This window comes from Citrobacter sp. Cu231, assembly GCF_030332265.1.
In the GTDB taxonomy this organism is placed as follows: Bacteria; Pseudomonadota; Gammaproteobacteria; order Enterobacterales; family Enterobacteriaceae; genus Citrobacter; species Citrobacter meridianamericanus.
The window spans coordinates 1-22,888 of sequence record NZ_JAOWIE010000016.1 but is presented as its reverse complement, the minus strand read 5'-3'; the positions used below and the strand labels follow the sequence as shown (position 1 = coordinate 22,888).

Here is a 22,888-nt window from a genome sequence, read left to right as displayed (position 1 = left end):
CCACGAGGGCGCTTAATTGTGCTCAGCTGCTGCTGGCCATCTCGAAAATGGCATTCAAAAAATAGGCAGTGGTGAAAACAACAGGGAAGAGATAGGCCACGGTTTTCGCCATAGTGCCTACAGAGTCTTGAGCGGGTTTATTGGCGCGCTGCGCCTGCGGTTGGGTAACTCGACCAACATAATCGATCATGGTATATTCCTTTTGTTGGCTCAGGGGTCTGGTTTGGCGACTTCGCCCCCTGAGCGACAGAGAGGCTCGCGTATGCGGGCCTTTTTTTATGGAGCTTTTGGCTCCCCGTTATTACGCATTGCGTAACACGTAAGGAATATACCCTGGGAAAAACTTACAGACAATACTAATTTTTTGCTTCTTTATACTCATCTGACATGAGGTACTCAGCAGCCTTAGCTATTGCCACCTTCCATTCATCAACCCCGAGGTCGCGTATACGCTCGATTGGCTCATTCGTGGCAGGGTTGCGGAGGTATGTCCAACGCTCCCCTTTTTTAAGGGTGAAGATGCGCCACACCGGATGGTGTTCAACAAATTCACATCCATGTAACTCAGCCTCAGCTTGCAGCCGTCGCAGGTTCATAAAAAGCGGGGTGTAAGTCATCCATCCTCCTTACCGATTATGATCTGTCTGATTCCTGTTCAAGATCATACGAGTAATATTCATACGCTTCATCATCGGTCACCGGCAGCTGGTGGTATGCAGAATAAAACAGACCATCTTCCAGACGCATATTCTGATAAAGCGATGCGGCTACAACGGTTAACGAATCCTCGTCATAACAATATGTGCTGAGAACATCTTCATCGACTTCGCCGGTGGCGTCATACAGATCATTCTCAATCAGCAGCGATTTAATAGCTGGCCAATAAGGTCCATAGCTGCGGTAGTAGTCGTGACGGTCATCGATGCACTTGGCGATCCCTTTCAAATAGTCGCTAACAAATTGCGACTCAGTTCTACCTGCTAACGCGCCATCACGGATAGCTGAAAGATAGTCGGTGGTAGGTTTTTGAGTTTGGTCTAATGAAGCCATAATTTTATTGCCGGTTTTACCCGGCAATCTCCTTTCAGATTAGTATTTTGCCACAACTTCGAGAATTTCGGCCTGACCATATTTGATAGGGATAAGCCACCAGCTACCAGCAAACTCTTCGCCAGCATCCCTCCCGTTATAATAACGAGCCCCAAAATCAGCCTTTAGTGCCTCTTTAGCGCGGAAGAGAGCCCCTTCCTTCCCTCTCGGGTCCTGCAATCCGTAACAACCACCAGGGGCAAAATTCAGACCATACTTACCGCGAAGTCGGGTAGTGTTAACCTGGATACGGAGGCCAAGTTCGTCCGCTTCGTTCTCAGTATTCCGTTTTTCCTCTTTGCGGGCATCCTCGCGCTTCTGGTATTCCTCGGTAGAAACGCCCAGGCGCTTAGCCTGATAGGTATCGCTAACCCGTTTTTTATCCTCTTCAGACATGTTGTAGTACAGCTTGTCGGCATCCCGGACCAGCTGACGGGCATCGTCTTCATGCACCAGCAACTCAGCTGTAACTTTAGACGGATCAAGCAACCCAATAATGACCATGGCCGCACACGCTTCAACAACCCGGAAGTAATCCTGGCCGTTACCGCCGTATGTGTTCAGGAACGAGCCAGAGCCGTCCAGTACACTTTGTATTTCACGGTCACCAGGCGCATAACCACTCTTAATCGCTCGGCTAAATTCCTCATAACGTTCCTGGGCAACACTCGCCACGCCAGTAATCAGCTCTTGCTGTGCCTGCTTCCTTAACCGTGGTTTCTCGGCCTCCAGAGCACTAATAAAGTCCTGCTTATTAGTGTAGATTGCCGGGACCTCATTGCTCAGCCACGCCAGCCTGTCCAGCTCAACAGAACGAACAAGACCGCTACGGATGTATTCATTGACGGAGATGTTAAAATCACGCGAACTACTCCAAAGAGAGAAGCTGGCGACTTTTTTCGCCACAAGCGCGGCGATTTCATCGGCGCTGGCCACCTCACCAAAACCAGCCATGACAGTCTTGTAATTCTCGCCGTACAACGCCAGCAAAAATCCCTGACATGAATTAGTAAACCGGGCTTGTTGACGTTCCTGAATGGCAATAGCCCGTTTGAGCTGCTCGTCGCTGCGGTCCGGGTAAACCAGCTTATGGCCATTCTGCTGGTACCATGCAATCGACTTGGTATCGGAAGAGCCATATCCGTAACCAGCGCTGCGTATATTGAGCGTTTGTTGGGTGTATTCCCCGCCATCATAGGCAACAGAATAATTATCGGTAAGCACCAGCTGACCAGTCTTTAGGAAGGTATAGAACTGATCTTTACTCAGCAATTCTGCAGCCTTGCGAAGGCTCAGGCCTCCCTGCAGCTCACTTAGCAACTCAAGTTCGCTTTTAGTCACATCACATGGTTCACCCAGCAGCTGAACCGGCACATTCTTGGCATCAGGCGCACTGCTTGTGCCGTTCGCCGAAAAAATACCGCGAAGATTGGCCGTACGCGCGTCAAAGTCCAACCCGACGATCTTAGCGTAGGAAATAGAATCGTATTTCCCACCCCTCGTAGCCGTGTTGAAATGAAAATACTGGCCGACCTTATAGGTTTTTCCTTCAACCAGCAGAATCTCTTTGCCGTGGTCAATCACATCAGGATCAACTTTGAGCAATCCCTCTTTGATAGCCTTCAGGACAACCGGGCGCAGCTGCTTAATGTTCTGCTCGGCTTTAGCCAGGCGGGAGATCTTGCGCTGCTGTTTCATCAATGCAGAACGAGCCGACACATCAGCTTTACTGGCGTCGTTGAGTTGCTCGCGTCTGATACGCAGCTCACGCTCAATTGCACGTGGGCGCCAGCTGTCATTGCTTTTTGATGTGCCAGCGGCTTCCCTTTCTTTAATCGCCTCGCGCTCAGATAAAAGCTCTTCGATTTCGTTACGGACCGATTCGAGATGTTTTGATGTCCGCTCAACCTCTCCCTCCAGGTAGGCAATCCTTTGCTGCTCTTTTTCTAAATCAGAGCCACTGGCATGCTGAGCTTTGATGTAGTTTTGCAGGTCAAGGTTCGCACGCTTAGTAGCGCGTTCCAGAACTGCAGCTTTTGCCTTAGCAACCTGTTCCGCAATACGACGCTCACGCTCTTCCGGGTTGGCCGCCAGCAGCAGCTGCATTTCAACCATGTTTCCGGCATCGGCGTTTTCCATCTCTGCTTTGTCAGAGGTGAGGATCTCGCGAATCCAGTCCTTTTTACGCTTCAGCGTCTGCAGGCGGAATTCATCGAACGATCCACGGCCACAGTAATAGTGAACCTTAACGGAGTCCTGAGTAGAGCCCACACGCGCGCCACGGCCGTTACGCTGGTCGATAGATGCCGGTGTCCAGGGCAAAGTAAGGTGGTGAATATCGGTTGTACCGATATGAAGGTTAATCCCGACCTCAGCCTTTTTATTACAGATCAGGATGCGTGACCGGCCTTCATTGTAGTCGGCCGCGATTTGCTCCAACCCACCAAGGCTAACCTCGTTGATAGCAGCAACATACTCATCGTACGCGGCTTTCTGCTCGTAATAGGCTTTAACCTGCTCTTCGGTAGGTTCGTCCGGGAGGTCCTTCGGCTGTTTTACTTTTTTCGGCTTGCGGCCTTTCTTACCAGCCTCTGCAACCGTAGTGGCGTTCAGGATACCAACGGCACTGTCATCAAGCCCCAGATGCGAGCATATGATGCGTTTGAGCTTACCGTGCTGGCTTTTTTCATCGGTGAAGATGATCTGTTTGCCTTTTTTCAGCCCCTCTTTCAGCCCCTCGATCAGCGCACTATATTTCGGGGTGAGCGGGTGCGAGACCTCTTTGGGATCAATGTCGAACGTTGATAGACGTTTTATTACCTCCTGCTCGTACATCTCCGGGACCACCAACGTGCAGGTATTACCATCAACATCGACGGTAAAACGGCCCTCAGCATCGTAGTCCTCGTCGCTTTCTTCCTTCGCTCCCAGCGAATCAGGAAGGTCGGCCACCAGCTGCTGTACCTTGTCCACGTCCGCGGCAGGCAGCAAGAAAGTGATCTGATGCCGATACAGGTCCATGTCAGTACAAACACGGTCCATATCACGAATGATGCCGAAAATGGTGTCCTTCTCTTCGTCGGCATCTTCCGGTTCAGAGTCGAAATCCCCCATTTTGTCATTCTGTGAGAGCTTCTCGGCGCGCTGGCGCAGGTTCTCGTATTCAATCTCCTGCTCTTCCGACATCGGCGCTTCGACCGTACGTTCGTCGAGTTCCGGAATTTTGACCTGTTCGGAAACATCCTGCGCCGTTTTCAGGGATACCCAGCGATGGAAGATACCGCGCAGCCCTGGGAGGTTTCGGAAGCCAACCAGGCCCAGCTTACTTTCAACCTGACCAGACAGTTTCTGGACAAGACACATCTCTTTCTTGCCGAAAACTTTAACGAAATCATCAGGAGTGTAGATCCCCATGCGCTGCCAGTCGGACATACTCAGGCAGTGGGAGAGCATATTGAACGCATCGATCGGCGAGTTGACCACCGGCGTGGCGGTCAGCAACACCGGCCCACGGCCATTGTTCTTAGCCATCAGGTAGGCGTTTTTGACCGCCATATCGCGCGCAGACTGGGAAACTGATGGAACTGGCAGGTAAGCCAGCTGAGAGGCCTCACGACCGGCGCTATAGCTGTTACGATAGTTATGCCCTTCATCGACGATCACGCTATCGAACTGCATATCTTCGAAATAAGGGAAGTCGTGTTGTTTCTCGGTACCGGTATCGGAGTGCTCGGACAACAGGCGGTTTTTCTTCTGCTGTTCTTTGTAGGTCTCGGCAAGGATTTTCACTCGGCCAGCTTCAGCCTGAGCAAACAGAACATCGTGAGCATGGTCGCGAATGGTTTCTTCGCGCATTGGTATAGCGGCGTATTGCTCTTTCGTCATGACCACAATCGGGTAGTTCGATTGAGGGATCATGTTCATGCGGGCTTTAATGGTAGCGCTGTCTGAAATCTTCAGCGCATCACGCATTACCGGTATGCCGTTATCATCAAACTTAGGTTCGCCGTTCTCACCGCGTACCTGCACCTGGCGAATACCACCGGCATCGTCCAGGATAGTCTCCAGGCCAACAAAGAGGATCTTGTTGAACATCTCTTCGCTGTAGAACGACTTGGCCTCGTAGTACCAGTTCTCATACACCGCCTTGGGCACAACATAAGCCTGTCGCGTGCTGCGGCCGTTCTCGATGTTATACAAACCGAGCGCCAGCGCAGTCGTCGTTTTCCCTAAGCCGGTACCAAAGCCCATGATGCCGCGGCCATCTTCTGACAGGCGGCGAATTTCCTGGTTTTGATAGCCAAATGGAGCCCGACGGCCACTGATACCCTTAAGGCCCAGGGGCGAATCAGATTGTTCGAAGGGGATGAATGAGTTAAAAGCGGCGTTGTACTGATCCACCAGCTTATCAATCTCATCATGCTGACGAATCCAGTCATTGAAACGGCTTTCGAGGTCCTCAATGCGCGAACGATACGCCTCGGTGTTAACGCCAGTTGCTCGGCCACCATTGAGGTATTTCTCCAGCTGCGCGGCAAAAGGATCGCTACTGGTCCTGCGGGCATAGGTCGGCACATTTTCGCCGGTATCTTTATCCTTCTTCAGGACCGTGCCGTAACGATATCCGGCAAACACACCATTGTTACCGCGGTACCCAAGCTCAGAGACTAAAGCACCGTTCTCAACCTTAATTGAATCGACATACGTCAGCTCGTCGTAACCATTTTCACGTAAAAACTCCAGCACCAGGCTACGATCAAACCAGCGCGCATCGAGGGTAAACGCGATATCGTCAACACCGGTCCATTTACGCTTCGACTTAATCTCTTCCAGCTGGCGCAGATAGTTATTTTTCTGCGGACCTTCTTTGATAATCGCCAGCACACCCTGAATCTGCCCGGTGATCAGACCAATATCGCCGCTGGTGGCGCGGTCCATAGGCATAAGGTCACCGGTCGGTGTTATCGCTATGCCGTCAGTATTGGCCAGCAGATCAAGCAATTCCTCATCGCTTTCCGGAAGTTCAGCGGTCGACGTCGCGCGGAACTCCGCCAGGGTGATAGGAATGAGGTCTATCTGGTTAAACAGACTGCGAACTACCTGCTCATGATTGGTTGTGTCGTATTCACCTGAGATCTGCGCCTCGATGCTGCCTTGCAATAAGTCAGAGAGCTCGCCGGTGCTGGTAATCGCCGCACGATATTTCAGCCAGTCCCCGCTATTGTTGCCGGAGATCTTGCTTATCTTGCCGGTGTTCGGATCACCAAAGCGCTTGTATTCCTCATCCACCAGCTGCGCGGCGCTGGTGCGAAGGCTGTCTATATAGTCACCCGGCATTTTGTTGGCGATAGCGTCCTGCAGCACGCCAATCTGAGCGCCAATGAGTGCGCCTCGGAAAAGCCGTTCCTGTAGATCGCCGCGCTGCGTCAGCGCATAGGAGTAGGCTTTTCGCGTTGACTCGCTCATGCTTTCCCAGTAGTTACCGGCCAACGCCTGGACCTGCTTCCAGTCACGAGCCAGTAATGCGCTGTGGTTATCCAGTACAACCTTAATTTCATCGAGAGAAGAAACGCCGTAAATTGCCGGGTCGACTTTGAGTGTGCTGGTGGGCACGCTGATAACCCACTGCCCGTTGATAAACTCGTACCACTGGCCATTCATCAGGCGCTTATCACCTTCTTTGGCGCTCTGATTGACCGGCTCCGGCACGCTGAGTAAATCCCAGTTGATACGACTATCGAAGCGGCGGGCTAACTTCTCTTTAAGGGCGCTCGGGGTGATCTGATCGTTTTTAATGACGATGCGGCCCTGGAAGCCGGTACTGACCTCACCATAAACGAAACGCTTTCCGTCATGCTCAAACCATTTGCCGGTGATGAACTCTGGCCACAGCACATTTGCTTCGACCAATAGATCTTCTTTAGCCTGGAGGATCATGTTGGAAAGAGATTCGGGATGTTTACGCAATACCCAAACGTCGACCGCCGTCGGCGTGCCATTTTCTTTGAATGTCCCAGAAGGTAGGCGATGAGCACCGAGGAACTCCGCTTTACGTGACACTTGTTCTCGGAGCTTTTTCATCCGGGTCCCGCTGGTCATGCCATATGGAACGATGATGCACGCCAGGCCTCCGGGCTTAATTTTGTCGAGCAAACGGAGAATGAAGTAACGGCCAATGTCTTTCTCTTTGGCGTAAGCTTTATCGAGATTCATCGTATCGCCACGAGTCGAACCAAACGGCACGTTGCCAACGCAGTGATCGAAAATGGCATCGTCGGTACCGCTGGCCAGCTTTTCGAACGGCATCACATGAACGGCGTCTTCCGGATGTAAAAGCTGATTGATACGCCCGGATATCGGGCTAATTTCGGTTGCCGTCATGACGGTACCGCGGGGCTTTGTTTCGTTAAAAACACCGGCGCCAGAGGATGGCTCCAGGGTATTCCCCACATCAGCCCCGTAGAGCTTCATGATTTCCCAAATACCCTCCGCAACGAATTGAGGGGTGTAATATTCATCCGTTGAACCGCCGATCCCGCCTTCGCCGGTGTAGCGGGCCAGCGTCTGCCGTTGTTCCGGCGTAAGCTCAGCGCCGTCAGGCAGAGAATTCAGCAGCTCGATAGCTTTCCGATTCGCTTCCTTGCGCTCGCGGTCGACAGATACACCATCTTTTTTCGTGATCCCGTAGATAACCGGCTCACGGGTTAAACCCAGCGATCTGATAAGCCTTATGATTTCTTCGACTGTTCGAAATGAGTCGAGAATTTCCGCGTATTTGCCATCCGGCATCGTCACCTCCGAGAGTGAACTTTTGATAAATTAACCAAACGTACTAATTTATTTCTTAGTTTATCAAAGGTCACATTTCGAATGCCCAAGTTCCGGCAAGACAACATTTTGAAAGCGTTGGACCAACTGCTGCCCGGTGGGAAGGCGAATCACGGAAACGTTATGTCGCTGGGAGCCACCAGCAGCGGCGGCAGCGGTTTCATGAACGTGTTTTCCCGATCCTGCCTGCTGGGCAAAGGTGAAACAGATAAGTATTTCGGCGACTCGATGGTCAGCTCCGGACGCGATGTACTGAATGAGGTGTCGCTACCTGTCGAACGCCTGCAGCGCTATCCGTTCCTGGAAGAAATGGCCACATATCCGACTATCGGCCAGGCACTCTATATTCACGTTTCGTACGCATTTTCTATCAACAAGAGAACCAACCTTTCTTTTGAATTCCAGCCGGTGGCGGATGAGAACGACGAGGAAAATAAAGCGGCTCATGAGCTGTGCAGAGAGTTAACCAACGAAATCGGTCTCAAAGTTAACGCGGAGCTCCCCAGCTGGGGGCTAATTATGGCCATCTTCGGTGTTTGCTACATACGCCCGCACATAGTGCAGAAAGTCGGCATCACCTCGATGGAATGCAACTACTACACCCTTCCCTACTTCATTAAGGAGTATTACGTGGGCGGGGATCTGGCGGGCTTCACCGGCGACTACCTTAAGGATGAATCTGGCGCGCTCATGTTCGCTAAGCCGTGGGATATGGTTTCGATGAAGATCCCACTCTGGCATCCGAGCCGGATGAATATGCCGATATACACCGGTGCCGAGCAGTTCAGCCTCCTGTCTGATCCTACAAAGCGGATGCCGGTCGAAACGCAGAATTACGGTACCAGCCTGCTGCAAAATGCTTATGAGCCTTACCTGAATTTACGCGGAGCCATCCGGGCATTAAAAGCATCACGCTATAACGCCAGCAAAATCGACAGGCTGATTGGCCTGAACATGGACAATCTCGATCCGGCGAAAGCGGCGCTGTATGGCCGAACCGTGTCCGAGCAGCTACAAAAATCCGCCATGCAGATGGAGAAACGCGCGCGCGGGAACAACACTGCGCCGGTGGTCACCAACACCGTATTGCCGATACTGGCAAACGGCAAAGGTCAAATCACCATCGATACCCAATCGATGCCAGCCGATATATCCGGCATCGAAGACATCATGTTCCACATCAAGCAGCTGGCGTCCGCACTTAACCTCGATTACACGATGCTCGGTTTTGCCGACCAGATGACCGGCGGGCTCGGTGAAGGTGGTTTCCTGCGTACCAGTATTCAGGCGGGTATGGTCGCTGGCTGGCTGCGCGGCGGCGCGGCCGAATGCATTTACCGTCTTTGCGATATTCACCTCGCGGCCAAATACGGGAAGGTTTACCCCTCCGGAGAGCGTCCCTACAAAATCGAATTCAACTCGATGGCCACCAGCATCGAGATGGAAGAAAGCGCCGCAATGGACAGTCACGCCAACTATGCAAGCGTGTTCGTCACCATTGCTGACGCCATCTGCAATAACCCCGCCCTGGCAAAATCCAACACCTTTAAACAGATCGTGTTGGGCGACGTTCTGAAGATCCCAGCAACCAAGCTCGAAACCCTGCTGACTGAACTTAAAGCATCTCAGGATGAGGACCACGAGAACGACTTCGGCGGTGGCAATAAGAAAGGCATGTTCGAGAGTGTCACTCACAGGCCGGATGCCGCTATGTGCGATTTCATCAGGTCGATGGATAGGCATGAACTGCAAGACATCATCATCAAAGCGTTTGAAGAATGAGGACCAATATGGCACCTAAATACAAAACCCTGCTGACGCACACGGACCGTTTTTCACTGTTCGACAAGGTGCGTAAAGGTAAACAAAACAACCGCAAATATATGCTTGAAGCGGTGAAAAGAATGATCAACAGCCAGGAGACGCAGGAAGGCCTGCGCCTGGGTGAGCTCTACGGCTATTACGGCCACACGCGCCGTGAGCTGGCTAAGACACCTGAATTGCCAGAAACATCCGTCATCATGGTGGAGGGCAAACCGGTTGTTATAGAGAACGTACCAGCCAGCCGGACCATCGCTATTTCAGTCGACGATGATGGCGTCGTCACTCATACCGAAGAGATTTTTGATACCGCACCCGGGCGCATCGTTGCCAGTATGCTGGAATCCCGCGCTGGTGGTTGGTCATGGGTGACAACTGGCCGCGACTCCCCCGCTATTTCTATTCCAACGGGCTACTACGGCATGGATTATGTGACCATGCCCAACTTCATCAGCATGGACCATCCGGCCGCCATGCGCGAGAGCACAGAAGACCGCAATGCTGTCATGACTGAGGCCCTTATCAAGCAGAACTTCACTGAAGAAGACGCCGACGGAATCATCAAACATTACACCGCACTGAATGAGTACGAAGTGATGTTTGAAAGTATCCAGCGTATCGAGGACCTGGAAGTTGCCCGACTGGCAGCTGCAGGGGAGCTGCTTGATAAGGATCGCCAGCTGGAAGAACAAAGCGTCATGCTGGAATCCTTGAGGAAGGGGGAAGCTGAGCGTGCGGAGAAGGCCTCTTTACGTACGGCCATGTTTGAACGCGTGCTCGACAAGCTGCCGGTGTTCACTAACCAGCGCCAGCGCGATGCTATTGCCAACATGCAAACGGAAGAGGATTTAGCCATCGTCGATAAGCTGTTTGAATCACTGGCCAGCCCTTCTATCCGCACGCTGCCGGTGGATCAGATCTCCACCAGCAGTCAACCTGCCAAACGCCACCATTCCGAGCCGGTCGACAAGTCCAGCATCATTAACTTTGAAAGCACCACACGCCACTTCGGCTAATAGCTGCAATGCCAAGCCCCGAAAGGGGCTTTTTTATGAGCATCAGTAGCGACATTACGCCTTCAATAAATTAGTATTTTCTGTATCGTCGATAACAAAGGTAAAAACGGTGGAAACCACAACCCCTGTAACACACCACGCCAGTAAAGCGACAACCCGAAAAAACCGGGCTCAGCGACTCCTGATCAAAGAACTATTCCCTGCTCTCTTCCAGGGTAACCATCCGCTGCCGATGAAGAACGGCATCAAAGACGACATGCTCACACAAATCGTCAGACGCGGCCTGGATATCTCCGAGGAAAAATTACAGCAGTCTTTACGCGCCTGTTGCTGCTCCCAGGTTTATCAAATGCGGCTCATAAATAGCCGTGCCCGTCGCGATATCGATGGTAAGCCGGTTGAGCCGATCAGCCTTGAAGACAAAAAGCATGCCTGGCGCCGTATCTGTAAGTACCGTAAGGAAAATGGACTGAAACCCTTACAGAATCCAATGAAGAGCAAAAAGAACCAGCACGCGGCAACTAAGAAGAAAGGACCGGGTATAACCCCCCAAAAGACAAACGCGTAGTAGCGTTAGAGATCTCGTGTCAGCTGGCCGCTGGGGGTTAACCTAGCGGCCTTTTTTCATATTGGTACAAACTTTTGTCAATTTTTTGAGCCTGGACAAATGAACTTTGAGGACAGCAGTAGTATTGTAACCACTCGTTTTTATTAATTATTTACGACTACAATATGAAAAAAATAATAAGCATGGGGATTCTATGCGCCTCTATTGCCTCTGGGGCAATGGCTGCAGAGATCTCAAATACAGGCATAACCGGTATTGCCCCTGTTGACTCTGGTTGTACAGTAAAAACCGACACAATGGGGGTCGTAGCTGTACAGTTCTCCAAATCAGGCATGACACTGGATCTGATTCAGTTCCTCAATGCAGACAAAAGCATAATGGCTATGCCTACTGATTTTGAGAACGCAGGTTTTTCAACGCTCCAACAGTCACAAGCCAATAACTTCATTAAGCTTGGCAACTTCTACAAAGTGCATTACCAACTTTGTGGGCAAGCAGGATATCCAACCCTTTTAGACATCCATTCAGTAAAGTAAAAAATAGCCCCAATTAGGGGCTATTTCCTCAATTCACTATTCACTGAGCATTTAGGTCAATTAAGTCATACTGTAAAAGACCATTCCAAGAAGGAATAACTTGAGCTGGTTGCGTAATACAAGCTATCACCATGAAATCATATTGGTCCTTGTAATACTTCTCAGTAGAATTAAGAGAGTTCTTTTTAGACAACTTCTGCCCACTAAAAATAGTAGAAGCATTTGAAGCATCTTTTCTATTCGTGGAAATTGCTTTCAATATGTAATCAACATAATCAGTCGAAAGACCTATGTTTTTAGCGTGCTGGATAGCAGAAACAAGATAGTTTTCGTCTTTCGTTGACAGATACCCATAAGAATCACCAGTAACCCCCATATACTGTTCGCAAGCCATCCGGACAGACATTTTTCCTTTCGAGGGCTTACGATGCTCCGGTTTTGGAGTTGTTTCCGCCGTCACAGCTGGTGGCGGAGCGTTAGGATCTTCGGTAGTAATATCTTTTACGTCCAGTAATAGCGGCGTATGTTCCTCGGCTTTCGTGGAGTAAAATAGATGACCTATAGCAAATACATCCTTCCCTTCAAATGCTTTCGCCTTTTCATCATCAACAGCTAACTGAATCTTTGTTTTATCTCCATCAGGTGCATTTTTGGCACAAACTTCATTGTTTTTTGCTTCAGTGAAGAGTACCCATTTCTGGCCTGGTGCAGTACCTGTATAAGTTACTTGCCGTAAAACCCCATGGATAGCCAAATAATCACCAGGTGACATACATTCGGCACGCACGACAGATGACAAAAAAATCCCTATTGCACCAACAATGAGAAAACCTTTCAAAATAAAACCCTGTTTTGTTAATTAGAGCCTGTTGACGTTACCAAATAGGGTTATTCATTCATATGATCTATCTCACTGAAACCGATAACCTATATAAAATAATTTCATATTTTCCAAACCAATAGCACCAAGCAAACAGAAAATACTAAATAATTACTTTGTTTATTTTCACATTTAATGTACCGTTTTATACCGGACGTGTTGACGCGTGCTGGTGGTTCAGAGTAAGGTTTTACTGTCGTAGCAAAATCTGCGGCCGGGATTGGAACCCCGATTACCTTTGATGAGCACTCAACACGCGCTCGCGTGTTTTTTTGTGCAAGCGTCCGTGCGCGCCAGAATAATGGTGGGCTGGATGGGGGAACCGAGAGGTTCGCCGGGTTCATCGAAGGCCGGTAGTTCCAACCCCATTCAGTTCACCACCAAATAGAGATTGGAACCTCTCGGTGGTGTTGTTTAACCTTCGATGAGGATGCCATTCATGGCTACTACCCCTACCCGAGCTCAACCACAGTTCATCTGGCGCTTTTATTCCTGCCAGCTGCGCCGTTGCCACATCGTTATCGCCTCCTGCGAATCTGATGCCCGCTCACTGCTTCCTGACGCCCCCTGCCTTTTTGTTGCCCGATTTCCTTCTCCCTGCCCAACTCTCTCCTACTGGAGGGCTCGCCCATGAATTTTCTGACAGAAGAAGCGATCGCCGCTGCGGCCAAAAAACTGCATGTAGACATCACTGGCATCAATGCAATTTCCACGCTGGCCAGCCACTTTATGATTACAGAAGGCTTTTACTTACTCAGGAATAAATCTGCCATTAAGCGCCGTCTGGTTGGTGAAATTAAGGCTTTTTTATGGCAATCACAGGGAATGAAGGTGGCTAAATGAACACAACTAAAAATGAAATTGCAGCGCCGGTGATTTGCGGTGTTGAGATCACAACTGACGCCGAAGGCCGTTTCAATCTCAATGCGTTGCACAGGGCTGGTGGTGCAACGAAAGAAAAGCTCCCCAGTGAATGGTTACGTCGGAGAACCTCGAAGGAATTAATTGAACAGCTAACCGTAAATTTACGGTTAGCTCATGATTCAACCAATGTGCAGATTTGCACATCACCTATTTCAACAATTAAAGGCGGTAAATCCCCAGGTACCTTCGCTCACGAGCTGCTGGCCATAGAGTACGCCGGTTGGATCTCTCCAGCCTTCCGTCTGCAGGTAAACCAGACATTTCTGGACTACCGCACCGGAAAACTGACGCTACCAGCAAAGCAATCAGCATCCCATCAACTGATACAGTCGCAGCAACGTCAAATAGAACTGCTGGAACAGCTGCTCATGCGCGAGCGCGAAAACTCACAACTCCGCGCCAAACTGGAAGAGAAAAACAATCACCACCAGCCGTTAACGAACCAGGAACTACTGCGCGAACGTGACGAGCTGGCGGAACGGCTCGGCCGGAGTCGCAACTATGCCACCCTCGATGCTGTTGAAAGGAAAATGGGACGAGAATATCAATGGCACCGGCTGCGTAACTGGTGTCTCAGGAATAACGTCGAGCCGCTCGTGCTACGCAAATTTCAGTGCGTCCACGCCTGGCCTCGCGGCGCATGGCTAGATGCGTATGGGGTAGATCTGGAAGAACTGTTTGGATAAGGAGCAAGGACCGCTGCGGCGGTCTTTTTTTTACAGCCAGAACAGCGACAAGTGATCTCAGTTAATCTTGCGCCGAAACGGGGGCAATCGCGCCCTTGTACATGCTTAAAGGGAAATTAGCATGAACATTTTTTTTCTGGTTTTGAAAATACTGGATCACTTTTTAGAAATCGTTTTGTGGGTTTTGAACAACTGGCCTGACATCCATTCCGTCATCCTCCAGCTCATTCAGTAGTCAACACAAGACAGGCCGCAACGTCGGCCTGTCGATATTAGTCGGCCTCAGCAAAAGGTATGCACTTTCATAAACCCTCCACACCTTTTCCTCAAAAGGTGGACAGCTTCATAAAAGGTGACTCGCCTCTTTTTAAAGGTGACCACTTTCATAAAAATGTGACCTTGTAACGCATCAAAACCCCTTCCGTTTTATGGAATGTGACCACGTAACTATCAAAAAGGTGGCTGCTTTCATAAGTGGGTAAAAACACAGTTATGAAAGTGGTCACCTTTAGCCATTTTTTTATGAAACTGCCCACCTAATTACCGAATACACACCCGCCTCTTTATGAAAGTGGTCACCTTTTTATGATACCAGCCACCCCAAACAAAAAAGGTGGGCATCTCTTATGAAAATGCCCACCTTTTTTATGAAAGTGACTACCTTTTTACTCTATCACTGCTCGCCACCATCTCCTTCATTTTCCTCATTTTTTCCTTTAGATGAGGTCAACTTAAGGTTTGGTCTGCGTGCGAGGATCGTGAACTGAATTTCACGCCCCTTCTTCACCTCTTTGTACTCCAGGTATCCGATCTTCTCTAAGTCAGCCAGTGCCTTTCTGATTGTTTGGTTTTGAGTCTTCACCGGCGAGTCCAGTAGCAGTCGCTCACGGAACCGCTTCATTGTCATAAACAAAGGGCCGGTGTTAGATGGGAGGCTTTCAAGATAGATATACAGAGCCTGTGCAGCTTCCTTTCGAGAGAGGTTTGACAGCGGTTTCAGACTTAGCAGGATTTTATGATCCCAGCGATATAACTCCCACAAATCCTTATCGCCTACCAGTTCAACGACATCTTCATTTTCATCCAGCTTTGCTTTCTGTACCAGGTGACTGACCATGTTCTTGGTGCCATCTTTACTGGTAAATCCGAGCGTTACACTCGCGATATTGAATAACGACTCTTTCAGGCGAGTACGCGCGCGGCCGTTCAGGTCTGTTGGCCGCAGGCCGCACATACGCCCGAACTCAGAGAATGAGAGAGTAATCTTCTCACTTTCAAAGCCGTATTTAGAGAAAGCTGATACTATCCCTATCCATGCTTTGAAATCCGTGGACATGTTGAGCTTGGCACCCTGGATTCTGATCTTCGTGTAGCCCTCGCGACGTGCGATTTCCAGCGTTGATAGCTCTTCAGACGCATCAATAAGGAAATCACGCTTACCACGTTCCTTCGGTGCGACAGGCGTGAACACGCTAAGGCGGAGCAACGCCCTTGGCTGAACACTTTTGTCGTCACTTGGCACAAGCATGTAATCTTTACCAGTTTCACGGTGAACTACGAACGGATGTTCTGGGTTTAAACCGTCATCTGTCTGATTTTCAGTCGATTCCATCGTCTACACTCAGATTTTACCGATTACGAGCCTGTGAATAAGCGTGTGCATAATCGGTGGTTAAAAATTTCACATCACGTAGAGGATCTACATGAAAAATATTGATAACAAAGATGTTTTTTGAGTTATTCACAAACCTGTGGATAAAAAGCACCAATTTTATGAAAGTGCCCACCTTTGATTTATGAAAGTGTCCACTAAAATTATGAAACTGTCCACCAAAATTATGAAAGTGCCCACTTTTTTTATGAAAGTGTTAACCCAAAGTGCCGTTTTCATTTTTAGAATCATGAAGTTACAAGCGAGGTGATCTTTATTGATCTGTATATTGATCTATATATTGATCTAAAAGACTATGATCTGTGGTGTGGATAATAATAAAAGGGCACCCCGAAGAGTGCCACGTCAGTTAGTTGGTTTCTGCCACCTTACCACCAAAGTTCTTGTAGGCCTCGATCAGAACTTCAACCTTATGCTCTCTCTGGCCGTACCCCGCGCCCGGAAAGCTTGCCCAGATATTCGCGCACTTGGCGATCGCCCGTCGGATATGTCCAGCTTCAATATCGGCAATAGCGCGCTGTTCCTTCAGCAATTGCAGACAAAGCCTGTCCTGGCTCTCTGGGCTAAAATCTTTCAACCCCAGCTGCTCTTTGTACGTCGGCCAATATTTGTAAAGCTGCTGGTAGCCGCCAGACGCAGTAGAACGCTGCCCAGCTTTGTTAAAAACTTTCCCCGGACGGCCCTTGGCAAAAGGATGATCGCTGAAATCAGTAAAAACCTCTGGTTTGCCATCGATGCCCGTGACGATCACATCGTAGCCATCATTCACTGTAAGCGGATGATTTAGCGTCCCCTCAGAAAAACGGATCGTTTTCATAAACGCTGGTATGTTCGGATTCATGTCTACTCCAGATGTAACTTATGGAAAAATGCAGCAGACAAGTTAGTAGTACTCACAAGGACGCCATCAGGTGTCCTTTTTCTTTTGAGGGATGCTACGGAAAGTTACATCCCGTTGGGGATAAAAAAACAGGCGGCAAGTACCGCCCGTCCAGACGACTCAGGAAACTGAATCACTCTCAAATTCTTCATAGCTCTGCTGCAGCTCTGCTTCCATTTCCTCCTGCCAGGCTTCAGGTACGCCAGTTGCTGTTACTGCAGTGAGCTCAAATACTCGAAGCATTTCGTACGGCGCGCACATTGGACCGTTGATCGGGTAAATACCCTGCCCAGTACCTTCTGCAGTAGCAGTGATTAACCAGAACAAGTTCATGATGGACTCGACCGAGAAATCACCGGTTACACTGAAATCACACGGTTCAAGGGCTTCGTCCCCATAGAACGTTACTACTCCGGTGCGGGTACCGTCTGAAATTTGTATATCTACCATTAGTGACCTTCCTTCAGCACACCAGTGACAAACTCGATGAGACCATCACTGTTTACCAGAGATATGGCGCCAGAGTTAGGCTGCGCCAGATATTCAAAACCAGAGGAAAAGACTTCTGTGAACGTAGCGGTATCGATATGGTAGCCACCATAGATTTTTCCGATGTAGGGAGATGAGAGATGATCAGCTATCGCAACCTCTTTGTCGCCGTAAACTCCATTCCGATAAAAACGGTTCAATGACGCTACAGCAGCGTTTTCCCCGTTGGTTCGTTCCGCAAGATAGGCGCGCGCCATCAGCAGATAATCAGGGTTTGAAAACTCAAAGTGATGGCCCACTTCATGCCAGAGTGCTCGTTTACCACCGCGAGGATTCAGGGCGATTTGTTTCTTTTGAATGTTGGCAAACGACCGGCCACGCAGGATATCGATGTTTTTTAGTGTCCGGATGCGGCCGCGAGCAAGTTTAAAAACAGCTTTAAGATCCCGCAGAAAACTACCATCCGCGCCGCTGTAAATGTCATACTCGCTTATAAGCGCACGGCTAATCTTGATGCCGGAGATCCACTCATCAGCTTGGCTATCGTTGATTTCGGCGTCGTTTAACAACTCTTCCCTGATTAGCTCCACTTGAGGGATCACTTTTTTGATCGAAGTTTGGATCACGTCTTTTAACCACTCAGCGCCATGGCTGGGACCTGAGTTGATAAAATTGGCGCACCCATCTTGCTCGCCCGGGCTACCGAAACCAAATTTCCCACTCAGCAATGCAGTACGAACGGCTTCAGCTCGTTCCCCAAACAAATTACGTACGTTAATCCACTCCAGCGATTCAGGGTTTTTGCTATCCAGCATATTGGCTATCTCAGCCTTTGCCTCTTCGATCCTTCCTGGTACTGACATGGATCGTAAAAAATCGGTGCCAGTCGTTTTCCGTTGCTGGTAAGCGTCTGATGCGCTCTCTGATGTAAGTGTCTGGCTGGCCGGTTCCTCTGTCCCGACACGTAGCATCTGGAAGATATTAAACATCTGGTCATTCAGTAAATCACCGATACGTGACATAACCGCCGATATGGCCGGGAACTTAAACTTTATGTTGTCGACCATGATGGGATAGAGAATTTCTCGCATACGTAGTGCTGCGGAATCCCTTTCTTCAGGGGTTTTAGCGTTCTTCCACTCTGACGCAACACTGCGTAGACGAAAGAAATCACCGGTGACGAACATGAAGCGCCAGATCTTTTGGTTCTCAATTGCTAACGGATGAACTCGGGTTATTTCCCCGGCTTTAGTCAAAAAGATGCTTTTCCCGTAGCCAAGTTCTTTCTTTGCAGCAGTGAAAGTTTTCCCCAGTACAGCGCTGGCCAAGTTGGTGAATGCGGTGATATCGCTTTCGCTAACATTCGTCTTAAGGGATAACGCAGAAAGTCGATCGAGGATGAAAGAGTAGCTGCTACCACTAACACCTTCACGATCCCAGAAACTGAGGATCGCAGCTGATAGCTCATCAACGGAATTGCACATACCGATGATGACCTTCGTTTTTTTGTCCGTTTTAGGGGCTTTAAGAGTGGTTTTTAACATAGATCCAGATCCGCACCGCCCGGATCGTTGGATCCTCCGGGCGGCTAATGTCGTTAGGCTGCCTGTAAGGCGTTCTCGTTAATCCAGGTGAGCGCGCCAGCCTTGATATCATCGAAGGTGAGAAAAACGCTCTGGAAGGGCTCCAGTGCTCTCAGCGTAGCGACAAAATCAGTGGCGCTCTGTTTGTTGAATTCACCAGCGAGGAAATCAGTAACGATCTTAGGTGGACCAGCTGGCGCGTCGGGGTCGCCGGTCGGCCCGTAACCCAACTTCACTAATACCTCATCAATTTGGTCGTTGAGGTCCAGTAAGGCTATGCCGGTTGCCGATTTTGCCTGTCCCAGAAGTTCATCAAGTTTGTCTGAGAGATCTAAGCGTTCAATCGCGCTGAGTTTCATGCAGCAGCGCCTCCCTGCGCTATGTTGGCCAGCAGATCAGACAGGTGCTGTACTGCTGCGTTTACCAGCTCTTCGTTTTCGTCATAAATACCGGCAGCGGTTAGTGCAGATATGGCTTCACGTACAGAACCACGTGCATTTCTGATCTCGACCAGATCAGAGCTTTCCAGCTCTGCAATACTGTTGAGATAAGCAATTGCCTTTTGTGCTTCGGTGTCAGCTTCCGGAGGGGGGGCATCGGGTTCAGATTCCAAAATTGTTGGTATATCCTCACCAAAATCAATTGCTGACTTCATCTTCTCGATGTTTTGAGTCGTGGGATGCGCTGAGAGCTTCTCTGAGAGCTCTGTAAGCTCCGCGGAGCTAAACCCTTTGGTTTCTGCCCAATGCGTTACCTGGTCTTCTGTGTGGCCTGTATGCGCGGCGATCGCACCGGCTGCAACCACAAACGGTGATGGCTCATTGTCGACAGGAGGAACTGGCTTCTGTTTTCTCGCTTCGGCTTCTGCCTCTGCGATCTCGATTTGCTTACGCAGCTCATCATTCAGATCTTCCTGCTCTAAGGCCTGAGCGTTCAACGAATTGAGCTGCTGAGACAGAGTGATCAGCCCGGCTTTTATTTCATCACCACTTTCAACGAGGGCCAGTTGCTGCTGCTCCAGCTTATCTCCCTGATCCTGGAGGTTGGCTATTTCGCTTTTTACTTCTGCCTGGCGCGCCTGTGCCTTTTGGAATTTCGCGGTATTTCGCTCAATCAGGTTTGAAAGTGCCATGGTTACCTGTTTCAGCGAAATATCACGTCCGTTTGCGGGCGATACGACGTTTGTCACATCTCGCTTATTCAGCAGGAAACGGAAAGCAACCAGTGTGTCGGTGGTTGTGATCGTTCCGACATTGCCGCTTGGACTATGGAAAATCAGAGTTATGCTCTGGCCGTCAGAGAGTGGAATTTGCGCGGGCATAACCGCGATCCCCTGCACCTTACGCGCCCTGCCGATATTGGCCCCGCCAATAGATTTTGTTCCGTCTTCCGCTTCACCCGCGGTGTCGTTTCCAGCAGTAATCCCGGTACCATTAAGTGACTGGTTTAATGCTCGAACGAACGCGCGCATAGTTGCGGCCAGACGCGATCGGGTAGAGGTAATTGCTTCAAGCATCAGGTCCTCTTCCGGCAGCATCGGAACATCGTAAAAATAAGTACTGGTGAATTCTTCAAGTGAGAGCGATTCCAGCATGAAGTATTCACCGTCTCCGGCGTACAGCTGCTGCACTGCCTGCTCGGATATTTGGATTGCGGGTAGATCCTGCCGATTGGACAAAACTAGTCCAGAATGGTGGTTAATGGTTTTAAGCATCTGGGTTCTCCAGTTTTTTAAGCTGATCTTCAAGCTGAGCCGTTACTGCTTTTGCTGTCGTCAGGCGCGTTTGGGCATCCTGTACCCGCTGAGTGAGGTCTGATTTCTGCTTGGTGGCTGTGTTGACGGTTTCCTGAAGGGTTTGAACATTTTTATTCAGCTTATCCCGGCGATCTTTGGCTTCTTTTAGTCGCTGGACATTAGATTTTACCGCTGGTTTTGTACTCGAAATATCAATGACTCGCTTGGCCTTGCGAGCCAAACTTTCACTGAATTTTTTAGCGTTCTGCTTCACAGTCGTCGCGAGGCTATCTGCAATTTTGGATAACGTATCAGCGCGAACTGCCGGGATTGGCTTCCCGTTTAATTTGAAGCCAGAAAAGTCACCAGAATCGTTAATTTCAGTTTGAAGTTCTTGGCTATCTTCGAAGCGCAAAGTTGCGGTCTTCACATTGAGCCCATTTTTCTTGGTAACTCGGTTGCTGGCAGCTACGTTCTCGACAGTGAGACCGGCCTTTTTGAGCGCATCAAGGAAAGGTTTTAATCCCTTCTCGGTTACCTGGTCAAAATTGACCTGGGCGTATTTTTTCCCGTTCTTTGAGGTGAGACCATTTGGGGCTGGCATTAATGCGTTCCTCCCGGAAGAATTTCGAACTCTTTCTGTGCATCAAGGTGAAGCGGAAAAATGCGGTAAAGAGGGTTGTAGAATGAATCACCGTGCAGAATTTTAATGTTAATGATCCACTTCCCCGCAGGGATGATTAGACGGTCGAGAGGAATATCAAGGTATTCGCAGTTTTCCCCTTTGGATGCGTGCTCCAGCGTGCGACGGCGGTACGCTACAACGGTTGTTGGGCAACTTTTATCCCTCAGTGTAAACTCGATAGTCGCCCCGATAAGACGGGATGATCTTACGTTGTAATACACAGGGACGCGTAAGTGCCCTTGCTCGATTTTATGTTCACCGACGAAAAGGTTTTTTACCGTCGCGCGCCGTAGCGCCCAACGGTCTGCTGCCATTGTTATGCTGGCCCCAACGACCAAAATCAAAGCAATCATTATTTGCCACCCTTTGTGAAGATTTGAGTTATTACTCTCGCAACAGATTCGGTATTTATCTTTCTGGCCATGTGGACGACCTCGTACCCGTTGTTACTGGAGAGCAGTACGGAAAAGTAGATGATTGGCTCATCGAATTTCTGGTGCCGCCCAATGTAGTAAGCCATTAGCCCTGCTGTTACCGCATAAGAAATCGTGGTGAGGAAATCCACTACAGTTCCTTTGACCTTGCCTTCCCTCAGTTCCATCAGGAAAACACCTGTACCGCTAAGGAGAGATAGGCCGACGGCGATGGCTATCGGCAAGATGTCGTTGCTGATCAGCACCTCGGACCTCGTTTCAAGTTATTTCAAGGTCCGATTTTATTGAAAGTTACATTTGGCGGGGGGATGCTTGGACTTGCTGAGTGGTTTAATCTTCCTCCAGGGCCTGCTCCCATATCGGTCGCTTGTTGAACTCGGCTTGTTCATCGGCATCCGTATACGCATCGTCCAGACTTTCCATCTGTGATGCCGGAAACTTTTTATAGAGCGTCGAGACACCAACATCGAAAATAATGGCGACCTGATGACGGCTCATGCCGTCAAGGATCAGACGCCCCATCTGCGCCCAATCTTCCTGTGAGTATTTGGGGGGGCGACCACCGATTCGGCCTTTTTTACGTGCAATAGCCAGGCCCGCGCGCGTTCGCTCAATGATCATGTCACGCTCCATTTCCGCTAGCGCCGACATAATATGGAATGTAAAACGACCCATTGATGTATCGGTATTTATGCCTTCGGTCAGAGACAGAAACTTGATATTTTTCTGTTTAAATGTTTGTAGCAGATCAGCCAGGTTTATGAGTGAACGCCCCAACCGGTCCAGCTTCCATACAACAACCGTATCGCCAGGTTTTAATTTTTTGAGTAAGCGGTTTAACCCTGGTCTTTTAGCTTTCGTGCCGGTCATTTTATCTTCGAAAATTAGCTCACAATTTGCACGTTCAATAGCTTCGCGCTGAAGTTCTGTGTTTTGGTCAGTTGTTGACACCCGAATATAGCCAATTCGCATATTTTTTAACCTATTTTCTGTGAGAAAAAAACGGCGAATTGTATCCGATACTTATGAGGGGAATATCAGAAATGTTGGTTTAGTAGAAAC

General features: G+C 49.5%; 22 protein-coding genes. 7 read left to right on the top strand and 15 right to left on the bottom strand.

The features are described 5' to 3' along the window. Positions 1-22: 22 nt before the first annotated feature. The 4 genes from OGY15_RS00345 to OGY15_RS00330 all read right to left on the bottom strand — a co-directional run bounded on the left by OGY15_RS00345 (position 23) and on the right by OGY15_RS00330 (position 7,878). The gene (locus OGY15_RS00345) at positions 23-190 is read right to left on the bottom strand and encodes a hypothetical protein (protein ID WP_175540298.1); all 168 of its coding nucleotides are present in this window, start codon (positions 188-190) and stop codon (positions 23-25) included. Positions 191-356: 166 nt separating this feature from the next. Beyond that, positions 357-617, bottom strand: coding sequence for a hypothetical protein (locus OGY15_RS00340; RefSeq protein ID WP_185656558.1), 261 nt, complete (start codon positions 615-617; stop codon positions 357-359). 16 nt (positions 618-633) lie between these two features. After that, entirely contained in the window at positions 634-1,050 is a 417-nt protein-coding gene (locus OGY15_RS00335; RefSeq protein ID WP_185656559.1) for a peptide-binding protein, read from the bottom strand. 39 nt (positions 1,051-1,089) lie between these two features. Beyond that, on the bottom strand, positions 1,090-7,878 hold the full coding sequence (locus tag OGY15_RS00330) for a helicase-like domain-containing protein (protein WP_286537297.1): 6,789 nt from the start codon (positions 7,876-7,878) through the stop codon (positions 1,090-1,092). 162 nt (positions 7,879-8,040) lie between these two features. Here OGY15_RS00330 and OGY15_RS00325 point away from each other — a divergent pair, with 162 nt between their 5' ends. The 4 genes from OGY15_RS00325 to OGY15_RS00310 all read left to right on the top strand — a co-directional run bounded on the left by OGY15_RS00325 (position 8,041) and on the right by OGY15_RS00310 (position 11,858). Next, positions 8,041-9,699, top strand: a complete 1,659-nt coding sequence (locus OGY15_RS00325; RefSeq protein WP_211924606.1) for a phage portal protein — start codon at positions 8,041-8,043, stop codon at positions 9,697-9,699. Between the two features lie 8 nt (positions 9,700-9,707). Beyond that, positions 9,708-10,754: a head processing protein gene (locus OGY15_RS00320; RefSeq protein ID WP_257663990.1), complete on the top strand. Its 1,047-nt coding sequence runs from the start codon at positions 9,708-9,710 to the stop codon at positions 10,752-10,754. A gap of 109 nt (positions 10,755-10,863) precedes the next feature. After that, the gene (locus OGY15_RS00315; RefSeq protein ID WP_286537293.1) at positions 10,864-11,322 is read left to right on the top strand and encodes a ProQ/FINO family protein; all 459 of its coding nucleotides are present in this window, start codon (positions 10,864-10,866) and stop codon (positions 11,320-11,322) included. Positions 11,323-11,486: 164 nt separating this feature from the next. Then, positions 11,487-11,858: a hypothetical protein gene (locus OGY15_RS00310; protein ID WP_286537291.1), complete on the top strand. Its 372-nt coding sequence runs from the start codon at positions 11,487-11,489 to the stop codon at positions 11,856-11,858. A gap of 40 nt (positions 11,859-11,898) precedes the next feature. On the opposite strand, the gene OGY15_RS00305 is transcribed toward OGY15_RS00310, so the two are convergent. Beyond that, positions 11,899-12,696 carry a DUF4431 domain-containing protein gene (locus OGY15_RS00305; RefSeq protein ID WP_286537289.1) on the bottom strand — a complete coding sequence of 266 codons (798 nt, stop codon included), beginning with the start codon at positions 12,694-12,696 and terminating at the stop codon, positions 11,899-11,901. A gap of 481 nt (positions 12,697-13,177) precedes the next feature. Between OGY15_RS00305 and OGY15_RS00300 the strand changes: the two genes are divergently transcribed. From OGY15_RS00300 to OGY15_RS00290, 3 genes are read left to right on the top strand one after another with little or no spacing between them, the layout of a single operon-like run. Then, entirely contained in the window at positions 13,178-13,372 is a 195-nt protein-coding gene (locus OGY15_RS00300) for a host cell division inhibitor Icd-like protein (protein WP_286537287.1), read from the top strand. Then, complete coding sequence (locus tag OGY15_RS00295; RefSeq protein ID WP_286537284.1) at positions 13,369-13,581, top strand: hypothetical protein; 213 nt, start codon at positions 13,369-13,371, stop codon at positions 13,579-13,581. Before OGY15_RS00300 ends, OGY15_RS00295 begins: the two co-directional genes overlap by 4 nt. Continuing rightward, complete coding sequence (locus tag OGY15_RS00290) at positions 13,578-14,348, top strand: KilA-N domain-containing protein (RefSeq protein WP_286537279.1); 771 nt, start codon at positions 13,578-13,580, stop codon at positions 14,346-14,348. Before OGY15_RS00295 ends, OGY15_RS00290 begins: the two co-directional genes overlap by 4 nt. A 673-nt stretch (positions 14,349-15,021) precedes the next feature. Here the strand turns inward: OGY15_RS00290 and OGY15_RS00285 are convergent. The 10 genes from OGY15_RS00285 to OGY15_RS00240 form a co-directional block, all read right to left on the bottom strand. Beyond that, on the bottom strand, positions 15,022-15,960 hold the full coding sequence (locus OGY15_RS00285; RefSeq protein ID WP_286537277.1) for a RepB family plasmid replication initiator protein: 939 nt from the start codon (positions 15,958-15,960) through the stop codon (positions 15,022-15,024). Between the two features lie 409 nt (positions 15,961-16,369). After that, on the bottom strand, positions 16,370-16,861 hold the full coding sequence (locus OGY15_RS00280; protein ID WP_247799616.1) for a glycoside hydrolase family 24 protein: 492 nt from the start codon (positions 16,859-16,861) through the stop codon (positions 16,370-16,372). Positions 16,862-17,020: 159 nt separating this feature from the next. Then, entirely contained in the window at positions 17,021-17,350 is a 330-nt protein-coding gene (locus OGY15_RS00275; protein ID WP_286537274.1) for a hypothetical protein, read from the bottom strand. Then, positions 17,350-18,933, bottom strand: coding sequence for a hypothetical protein (locus OGY15_RS00270; protein ID WP_286537272.1), 1,584 nt, complete (start codon positions 18,931-18,933; stop codon positions 17,350-17,352). Before OGY15_RS00270 ends, OGY15_RS00275 begins: the two co-directional genes overlap by 1 nt. A 53-nt stretch (positions 18,934-18,986) precedes the next feature. Beyond that, complete coding sequence (locus OGY15_RS00265) at positions 18,987-19,331, bottom strand: ddrA (RefSeq protein WP_257663981.1); 345 nt, start codon at positions 19,329-19,331, stop codon at positions 18,987-18,989. Next, positions 19,328-20,686, bottom strand: a complete 1,359-nt coding sequence (gene darA / locus OGY15_RS00260) for an antirestriction phage head protein DarA (protein WP_286537268.1) — start codon at positions 20,684-20,686, stop codon at positions 19,328-19,330. The genes OGY15_RS00265 and darA overlap by 4 nt, the downstream gene beginning before the upstream one ends. Continuing rightward, on the bottom strand, positions 20,679-21,311 hold the full coding sequence (locus OGY15_RS00255; protein ID WP_275377595.1) for a defense against restriction DarA-related protein: 633 nt from the start codon (positions 21,309-21,311) through the stop codon (positions 20,679-20,681). Before OGY15_RS00255 ends, darA begins: the two co-directional genes overlap by 8 nt. After that, a complete protein-coding gene (locus tag OGY15_RS00250) occupies positions 21,311-21,745 on the bottom strand; it encodes a lysis protein (protein ID WP_185656576.1) in 435 nt (144 codons plus the stop codon). Before OGY15_RS00250 ends, OGY15_RS00255 begins: the two co-directional genes overlap by 1 nt. After that, positions 21,745-22,071: a hypothetical protein gene (locus OGY15_RS00245; protein ID WP_071667238.1), complete on the bottom strand. Its 327-nt coding sequence runs from the start codon at positions 22,069-22,071 to the stop codon at positions 21,745-21,747. Before OGY15_RS00245 ends, OGY15_RS00250 begins: the two co-directional genes overlap by 1 nt. Before the next feature lie 85 nt (positions 22,072-22,156). After that, entirely contained in the window at positions 22,157-22,798 is a 642-nt protein-coding gene (locus OGY15_RS00240) for a recombinase family protein (protein ID WP_211924592.1), read from the bottom strand. Positions 22,799-22,888: the final 90 nt, after the last annotated feature.